The sequence below is a fragment of the Bacillus sp. S4 genome (assembly GCF_040838205.1).
Taxonomy (GTDB): Bacteria; Bacillota; Bacilli; order Bacillales; family Bacillaceae_G; genus Bacillus_A; species Bacillus_A cereus_U.
Genome location: NZ_JBFPJI010000160.1, coordinates 1 through 7,155 on the forward strand (window position 1 = coordinate 1; position 7,155 = coordinate 7,155).

The following is a 7,155-nucleotide window of genomic DNA, read 5'->3' on the forward strand; positions in this document are numbered from 1 at the left end:
GTGTTATATGAGTAATTATCTAGAAATTAAAAAAGTTTTAAATAATAATGTCATCATTGCTAGCCATCCTGAACACGAGGAAGTAGTAGTGATCGGTAAAGGAATTGGATTTGGAAAAAAGGCTGAAGATGTGTTGGAGCAAGAACAAATTGAGAAAATGTTTGTTTTAAAAAATGAACGTGATCGAGAACAATACAAACTTTTAGTGCCACATGTGAGTGAAAAGCTAATTGAATTGATGAATGATATTATGTTATACATTCAAGAAAAAGCGGAGTCTCCATTAAATGAACATATTCATATCGCTTTAACAGATCATATTTCTTTTGCAATTAAAAGGCTAAAACAAGGACTTACAATAGATAATCCTTTTTTAGTTGAAACGAAAATGCTATATCCAGAGGAATATGAAATTGCTGAAGGAGTTGTGCAACTTTTAAATTCTCGTTTGCAAATTATATTGCCAGAAGGAGAAGTAGGCTTTATCGCACTCCATATTTACAGCTCGCTTACAAACTCTGATTTATCTTCTGTTAATCAAAATTCCCGTCTTATTGCACAACTTGTGTCTTTAATTGAGATAAACCTACAAATTACATTAGACCAAGAAAGCATTCATTATTTACGCCTTATTCGTCATTTGCAATATGCTATTGAACGGGTGAAAAAAGGAGAAAAAGTAGAAGAAGCACAAAGCTTTGCTGATTTATTAAAATTAGAATATCCAGTTTGTTACAATTTGGCATGGAAGCTAGTCAAAGTAATGCAGAACGAATTACAACTTCCTGTTTATGAAGCGGAGAGTATTTATTTAACGATGCATTTACAACGATTAGTGAAAGCAGAACATGTGTAAAAAGACATATGTTTTTGTCTAAAATGAAAACGTTAAAAAAAATGATTGAATCGCTTACAATAGTTATGTATAATAACTATTGCAAAGTTATACAAAATTCGACAAACAAATTAAGGTAAATAACGAAAACGTTTGCTTTAATTATAGTGAACTTATACGTAATCCTATTTTTGACACGTGTTACTGATTCGATCAGGCATGAGTGGAGAAAAGCTGGGAATGTAAGCTAAAGAAAGGGACATACTACCCTTTGTATAGCTATCGTTCTATCTTTTTTTCCTCATGCCTTTTTGGCGTTTGTCGAAAAGTATCAATATAGATAAGAGAGGAAGGGTTTCCATGTTTAAGAAGATCTTTGGTGTTCTTCAAAAAGTCGGAAAAGCGCTTATGCTTCCAGTAGCGATTTTACCGGCAGCAGGTATTTTACTTGGATTTGGTAATGCATTTCAAAATCCACAACTAACAAATGTTATCCCTGCTTTAAAAGCAGATTGGTTCGTAATGGTTGCAAAAATTATGGAACAATCGGGTGATATTATTTTCGCTAACCTTGCGCTATTATTCGCAGTTGGGGTAGCAATCGGTTTAGCTGGTGGAGACGGAGTAGCTGGTTTAGCAGCGTTCGTCGGCTACTTAATTATGAACAAAACGATGAGTGTGTTCTTAGAAGTAGATAAACTAGTGAAAGTAACAAGCACTGGAACAGATCCAGTGAAAATTGGATTTTCAGATCCAGCATATGCAAACGTATTAGGAATTCCAACGCTGCAAACAGGAGTGTTTGGTGGTATTATCGTCGGGATAGTAGCGGCATATTGTTATAATAAATACTTCAACATTGAATTACCATCATACCTAGGTTTCTTTGCAGGTAAGCGTTTCGTACCGATCGCAACTGCAACATTCTCTTTAGTAGTAGGTATTATCATGTGCTTCATTTGGCCATACATTCAGGGTGGCTTAAATACGTTCTCACATCAAATGATTGATGCAAATAGAACGATAGCAGCATTTATATTCGGTTTAATTGAACGTTCATTAATTCCATTTGGATTACATCATATTTTCTATTCACCGTTCTGGTTCGAATTCGGTCAGTATACAAATGCAGCTGGCGAATTAATCCGTGGTGACCAAAAAATCTTTATGGCACAGTTAAAAGACGGCGTAGAATTAACAGCTGGTACATTTACAACTGGTAAGTATCCGTTCATGATGTTCGGTCTTCCAGCAGCAGCTTTAGCAATGTACCATGAAGCACGTCCAGAAAATAAAAAATTAGCAGCTGGTATTTTAGGATCTGCTGCATTAACATCTTTCTTAACAGGTATTACAGAACCGCTTGAATTTTCATTCTTATTCGTAGCACCAGTATTATTCGGAATTCATGCAGTATTCGCTGGTCTATCATTTATGACAATGCAAATTTTAGGTGTTAAAATTGGTATGACATTCTCTGGTGGTTTAATTGACTTCATATTATTCGGTGTACTACCAGGTCGTACGGCATGGTGGTGGGTAATTATTGTTGGTCTTGTACTAGCAGTTATTTACTACTTCGGATTCCGTTTCGCAATCCGTAAATGGAACTTAAAAACACCTGGTCGTGAAGTAGCGAATGCTAATGAAGGCGCAGGGAAAACAGAAGCAGGAGAACTTCCACGTGAAGTATTAGTAGCACTTGGTGGTAAAGAAAACATTGCTTCGTTAGATGCTTGTATTACTCGTTTACGCGTTCAAGTTAACGAACAAAAAAATGTAAATAAAGACCGCTTAAAAGAGCTTGGAGCAGCCGGTGTACTTGAAGTTGGAAATAACATTCAAGCTATTTTCGGACCGAAATCTGACACATTAAAATCACAAATTCATGATATTATGTCAGGTCGTACACCTCATGTTGAAAAAGAAGCGCCTGTAAAAGCGGAAGAAGCTCCTCAACAGGTTGATGAAAATGAAACAATCGTTTCACCAATTGAAGGGAAAATCTTACCGATTACAGAAGTACCCGACCAAGTATTCTCAGGGAAAATGATGGGAGATGGATTTGCGATTGAGCCAACAGAGGGAACAGTAGTTTCTCCGGTTAATGGTGAGATTGTAAATGTATTCCCTACAAAACATGCGATTGGTATTCAGTCTGAAGGCGGAAAAGAAATTTTAATCCACTTTGGTATTGATACTGTAAAATTAAATGGTGAAGGCTTTGAAGCGCTTGTAGCACAAGGTGATAAAGTGAAGCAAGGACAACCATTATTAAAAGTAGATCTTGCATTTGTAAAAGAAAATGCACCATCTATTATTACACCAATCGTCTTTACGAATTTACAACAAGGGCAACAAGTCGAATTGGAAAAAGATGGAAATGTTAAGAAGGGCGAAAACGCTATTATTGACATTCAGTAGGAATTTGACGCAAAATGTTTATAATTATAATAGGCGATGTGGTTGACCGAACATCGCCTATTATATACAATAGATGATGTAGTACTCACGTCTATACAACTAAAAAAATACTGTATTTAAAGGAGATAAATTATCATGGAAAAAATCTTTAAAGTAACTAGCGACTCAGGAATTCATGCTCGTCCAGCAACTCTACTTGTAAACACTGCAAGCAAATTTGGTTCTGACATTAACTTAGAGTATAACGGAAAAAACGTTAACTTAAAATCAATCATGGGTGTTATGTCTTTAGGAATTCAACAAGGCGCGGAAATTAAGGTCACTGCAAATGGTGATGATGCAGCTCAAGCACTAGCAGCTATCGAAGAAACTATGAAAAACGAAGGATTAGGAGAATAATGACTCTTAACATTCAAGGGATCGCTGCATCAAGTGGGATTGCTATTGCAAAGGCTTTCAGACTTGAGAATCCTGAATTTAACATTGAAAAGAAATCAATTACAGACGAAGCTGCTGAAATTGCACGCTTAGACGCTGCGCTTGAGAAAGCAAAATCTGAACTAGAAGCTATTAAGGACCACGCTTTTGCTGAGCTAGGTGCTGATAAAGCTGCTATCTTTGAAGCGCATTTATTAGTATTAAATGATCCAGAATTAGTAAATCCAGTAAAAGATAAAGTAAATGGCGAAAAAGTAAATGCTGAATTTGCAATGGATGAAGTTGCATCAATGTTTATTTCTATGTTTGAAAACATGGATAACGAATACATGAAAGAACGTGCTGCGGATATTCGCGACGTAACAAAACGTGTTCTTGCACATTTACTAGGAATTAACTTCTCAAATCCTGGTACAATTTCTGAAGAAGTAATCATCATTGCTGAAGATTTAACACCATCTGATACAGCTCAGTTAAACCGTGAGTATGCAAAAGGTTTCACAACTGATATCGGTGGACGTACATCTCACTCTGCAATTATGGCTCGTTCTATGGAAATTCCAGCTGTTGTTGGTACGAAAGTTGTTATGGAGAAAATCCAAAACGGCGATATCGTAATCATTGACGGTTTAGATGGAGAAGTAATTGTAAACCCATCTGAAGAAACTCTTCGTTCTTTTGAAGAAAAGAAAGCGAAATTTGAAGAGCAAAAAGCTGTATGGGCAAAATTAAAAGACCAAGCAACTGTAACAAGTGATGGACATCACGTTGAGCTTGTTGCTAATATCGGAACACCAAATGATGTACAAGGTATTATCGATAATGGCGGAGAAGGCGTTGGTTTATACCGTACAGAATTCTTATACATGGGCCGTGACAATCTTCCAACAGAAGAAGAGCAGTTCGAAGCGTATAAAGCAGTTCTTGAAGGTGTAAAAGAAGATCAACCAGTCGTTGTTCGTACACTTGACATCGGTGGAGATAAAGAGCTTCCATACTTACATTTACCAAAAGAAATGAACCCATTCTTAGGATACCGTGCAATTCGCTTATGTCTTGATGAGCAAGATGTGTTCCGTACACAGCTTCGTGCATTACTTCGTGCTAGCGTATACGGTAACTTAAAAATTATGTTCCCAATGATTGCAACTCTTGATGAGTTCCGTCAAGCGAAAGCAATCTTATTAGAAGAGAAAGACAGACTTGTTCAAGCGGGTACAACTATTTCTGATTCTATTGAAGTTGGTATGATGGTTGAAATTCCAGCTTCAGCAGTATTAGCAGATCAGTTCGCAAAAGAAGTTGATTTCTTCTCTATCGGAACAAATGACTTAATCCAATACACAATGGCTGCAGATCGTATGAACGAACGTGTAGCTTACTTATACCAACCATATAACCCATCTATTTTACGTCTTGTAAAAATGGTTATCGATGCTGCTCATAAAGAGGGCAAATGGGCTGGTATGTGTGGTGAGATGGCGGGAGATTCACTTGCTATCCCATTATTATTAGGCTTAGGTTTAGATGAGTTCAGTATGAGTGCAACATCTATTCTTCCTGCAAGAACACAACTAAGCAAGTTGTCAAAAGCAGAAATGGAAACATTAGCAGAAAAAGCATTAACAATGTCAACTGCTGAAGAAGTTGTTGAATTAGTTAAAAGCATATAATAGTAAAAAAACCTGAGTCGATTCGAAATCGATCTCAGGTTTTTTCTATGAGAAAAGTAAATCTTATTTTCTTACTATAGAGGATAAGGTACAGAATTAGATAGCGATAGCAACGATATTAGTTGGGCAAACACGTAAAATGCCAGTAAAAGTATTTCGATTTTGATTGTTCTTATCGTCTTTATTGTTATCTTTGTTGTCTTTGTCATTATTACGAGCTAAAGCAGAGAAAAGAGCAACACCGTTAGCGAAACATTCAAAAATTACATTATTGAATGTTCCGTTACCTCTAATGCTTAAAAGAGAAAGCTCTGTTCCAACTGAAATGCTAGCAAGTACGTTACATACAGCAGGTCGTTGTTGTTTAACTTCTTCTCTCTCTTTCTCGCGATGGTCGCGATGGTCACACTCTCTTTCACGATGATGACAGTCTCTAAAGTTATCACAGCATCCAAATGATCCAAACATAATCCTCATCACCCCCTTCACACTTATAATCTATGTAAGTTTGGCAGTCGGTGACTGGACAGATAATGGAAATTTTTCTAGGGGATTTTCTCATTTTAAATGACTAGATGGGTATTTAGTATGGAATGATGTTTAAAATAGGGGAAATATCACAAAAAAATGTAAAGACCACCGAAATGAATGAAATAGGTAGCCTTTACACTTTTTTACTTTTATATAAAACGATGATATATACAGGAAGAGCTAAGAGTAGTGGTGCAATGGATCGTGCAGTATGTTTTTCTGCTTCTAATTGTAACGCTTCTTCTTTAGGGAATTGTAACACTGATATGTTTGCAGCATCGCCAATAAAATATAGCAGTAGTACAGTGACTATGTAACTCAAAAGTGCGATAAAGCTTCCGTATGAACTCAATGAAAATCCCTCTCTTGTTATCTATTTGTTATCATTGTATCACAATTGTAACAAAAATACACGGTTATATTTCAATGCTTTAACAAATTTCGACACAAAACGCCATATTTGTTTATCGTGATAGCGTAAAAATTACAATTTCTCTATGTGTAGATGTCGAATAATACATTGTAATATTACGGATGTGTGACAGAATATAAAAAAACGAAGGTAATGAAATTACCTTCGTTTTTATTATTTCGCCCATTCACTTACTTGTTCTACGCTCATGCGCGGTGCAGGGTGACCTTTTAAAGTTGATTCACCAATTGTAATAAGCATAATTGGTACGTAACGAGATGAAACATTAAATTCTTCCATTAGTGCTTGTGGGTTGAAACCACCAATTGCGCAAGTATCCCAGCCAGTTGCTTTAGCAGCAAGCATAAGTTGCATTGCTGCTAAAGCAGCATTTGAAAAGGCAGCATCTCTTGGGAATTGCTCACGAGCATATGCAGATTCAATGTTTTTAGCTAAGCGTTCTTTTGCTTCTTCTTTCATAAATCCTTGTTCTACGATTGGACCATAAACGGGTTCAACGTTTTTATAAGCTTCTAAATCACCTAAAATAGCGACTACTGCAGAAGCATCAAGAATTTGTTGTTGGTTATAAGCAATTGGATGTAATCGTTTTTGTACATCTTCGCCTTGGAAAACAAGGAATTTCCAGTGTTGCAGGTTCCAAGCAGAAGGTGCTTGAGCAGCTGCTTTTAAAATTTCGTGTAATTCTGTAGATGAAATTTCTTTTTCGGGGTTGAATGCACGTGTAGATGTGCGTTCATATAAAACGTTAAAAAAGTCACTGTTTGTCATTATATATCCTCCAAATTACATATCAGCTTAATTTAAAATACATGTAATAT

The 7,155-nt window shown here is 36.2% G+C and carries 7 protein-coding genes; 4 read left to right on the plus strand and 3 right to left on the minus strand.

What is annotated here, in order from left to right; all coding sequences use genetic code 11:
* Window positions 1–7 precede the first annotated feature (7 nt).
* From glcT to ptsP, 4 genes are all read left to right on the plus strand, one after another.
* A complete protein-coding gene (glcT, locus tag AB3X48_RS14715; RefSeq protein ID WP_002199447.1) occupies window positions 8–856 on the plus strand; it encodes a glucose PTS transporter transcription antiterminator GlcT in 849 nt (282 codons plus the stop codon).
* A 339-nt stretch (window positions 857–1,195) separates the two neighbouring features.
* Window positions 1,196–3,259 (plus strand): PTS glucose transporter subunit IIABC, encoded by a 2,064-nt coding sequence (gene ptsG / locus AB3X48_RS14720; RefSeq protein ID WP_367959699.1) that lies wholly within the window; start codon window positions 1,196–1,198, stop codon window positions 3,257–3,259.
* Window positions 3,260–3,394: 135 nt separating this feature from the next.
* Window positions 3,395–3,658: a phosphocarrier protein HPr gene (gene ptsH / locus AB3X48_RS14725; RefSeq protein ID WP_002033915.1), complete on the plus strand. Its 264-nt coding sequence runs from the start codon at window positions 3,395–3,397 to the stop codon at window positions 3,656–3,658.
* Window positions 3,658–5,370, plus strand: a complete 1,713-nt coding sequence (gene ptsP, locus AB3X48_RS14730; protein WP_016106081.1) for a phosphoenolpyruvate--protein phosphotransferase — start codon at window positions 3,658–3,660, stop codon at window positions 5,368–5,370. Before ptsH ends, ptsP begins: the two co-directional genes overlap by 1 nt.
* A gap of 96 nt (window positions 5,371–5,466) precedes the next feature.
* On the opposite strand, the gene AB3X48_RS14735 is transcribed toward ptsP, so the two are convergent.
* From AB3X48_RS14735 to AB3X48_RS14745, 3 genes are all read right to left on the minus strand, one after another.
* Entirely contained in the window at window positions 5,467–5,838 is a 372-nt protein-coding gene (locus tag AB3X48_RS14735) for a DUF3915 domain-containing protein (RefSeq protein ID WP_367959700.1), read from the minus strand.
* A 196-nt stretch (window positions 5,839–6,034) separates the two neighbouring features.
* Complete coding sequence (locus tag AB3X48_RS14740) at window positions 6,035–6,253, minus strand: hypothetical protein (protein WP_002088422.1); 219 nt, start codon at window positions 6,251–6,253, stop codon at window positions 6,035–6,037.
* 234 nt (window positions 6,254–6,487) lie between these two features.
* The gene (locus AB3X48_RS14745; protein WP_002122167.1) at window positions 6,488–7,105 is read right to left on the minus strand and encodes a nitroreductase family protein; all 618 of its coding nucleotides are present in this window, start codon (window positions 7,103–7,105) and stop codon (window positions 6,488–6,490) included.
* Window positions 7,106–7,155 lie beyond the last annotated feature (50 nt).

Bases quoted from the DNA above. Each gene is read 5' to 3' on its own strand.
- glcT (WP_002199447.1), top strand. From the start codon at position 8: ATGAGTAATTATCTAGAAATTAAAAAAGTTTTAAATAATAATGTCATC.
- ptsP (WP_016106081.1), top strand. From the start codon at position 3,658: ATGACTCTTAACATTCAAGGGATCGCTGCATCAAGTGGGATTGCTATT.
- AB3X48_RS14735 (WP_367959700.1), bottom strand. From the start codon at position 5,838: ATGTTTGGATCATTTGGATGCTGTGATAACTTTAGAGACTGTCATCAT.
- ptsG (WP_367959699.1), top strand. From the start codon at position 1,196: ATGTTTAAGAAGATCTTTGGTGTTCTTCAAAAAGTCGGAAAAGCGCTT.
- AB3X48_RS14745 (WP_002122167.1), bottom strand. From the start codon at position 7,105: ATGACAAACAGTGACTTTTTTAACGTTTTATATGAACGCACATCTACA.
- ptsH (WP_002033915.1), top strand. From the start codon at position 3,395: ATGGAAAAAATCTTTAAAGTAACTAGCGACTCAGGAATTCATGCTCGT.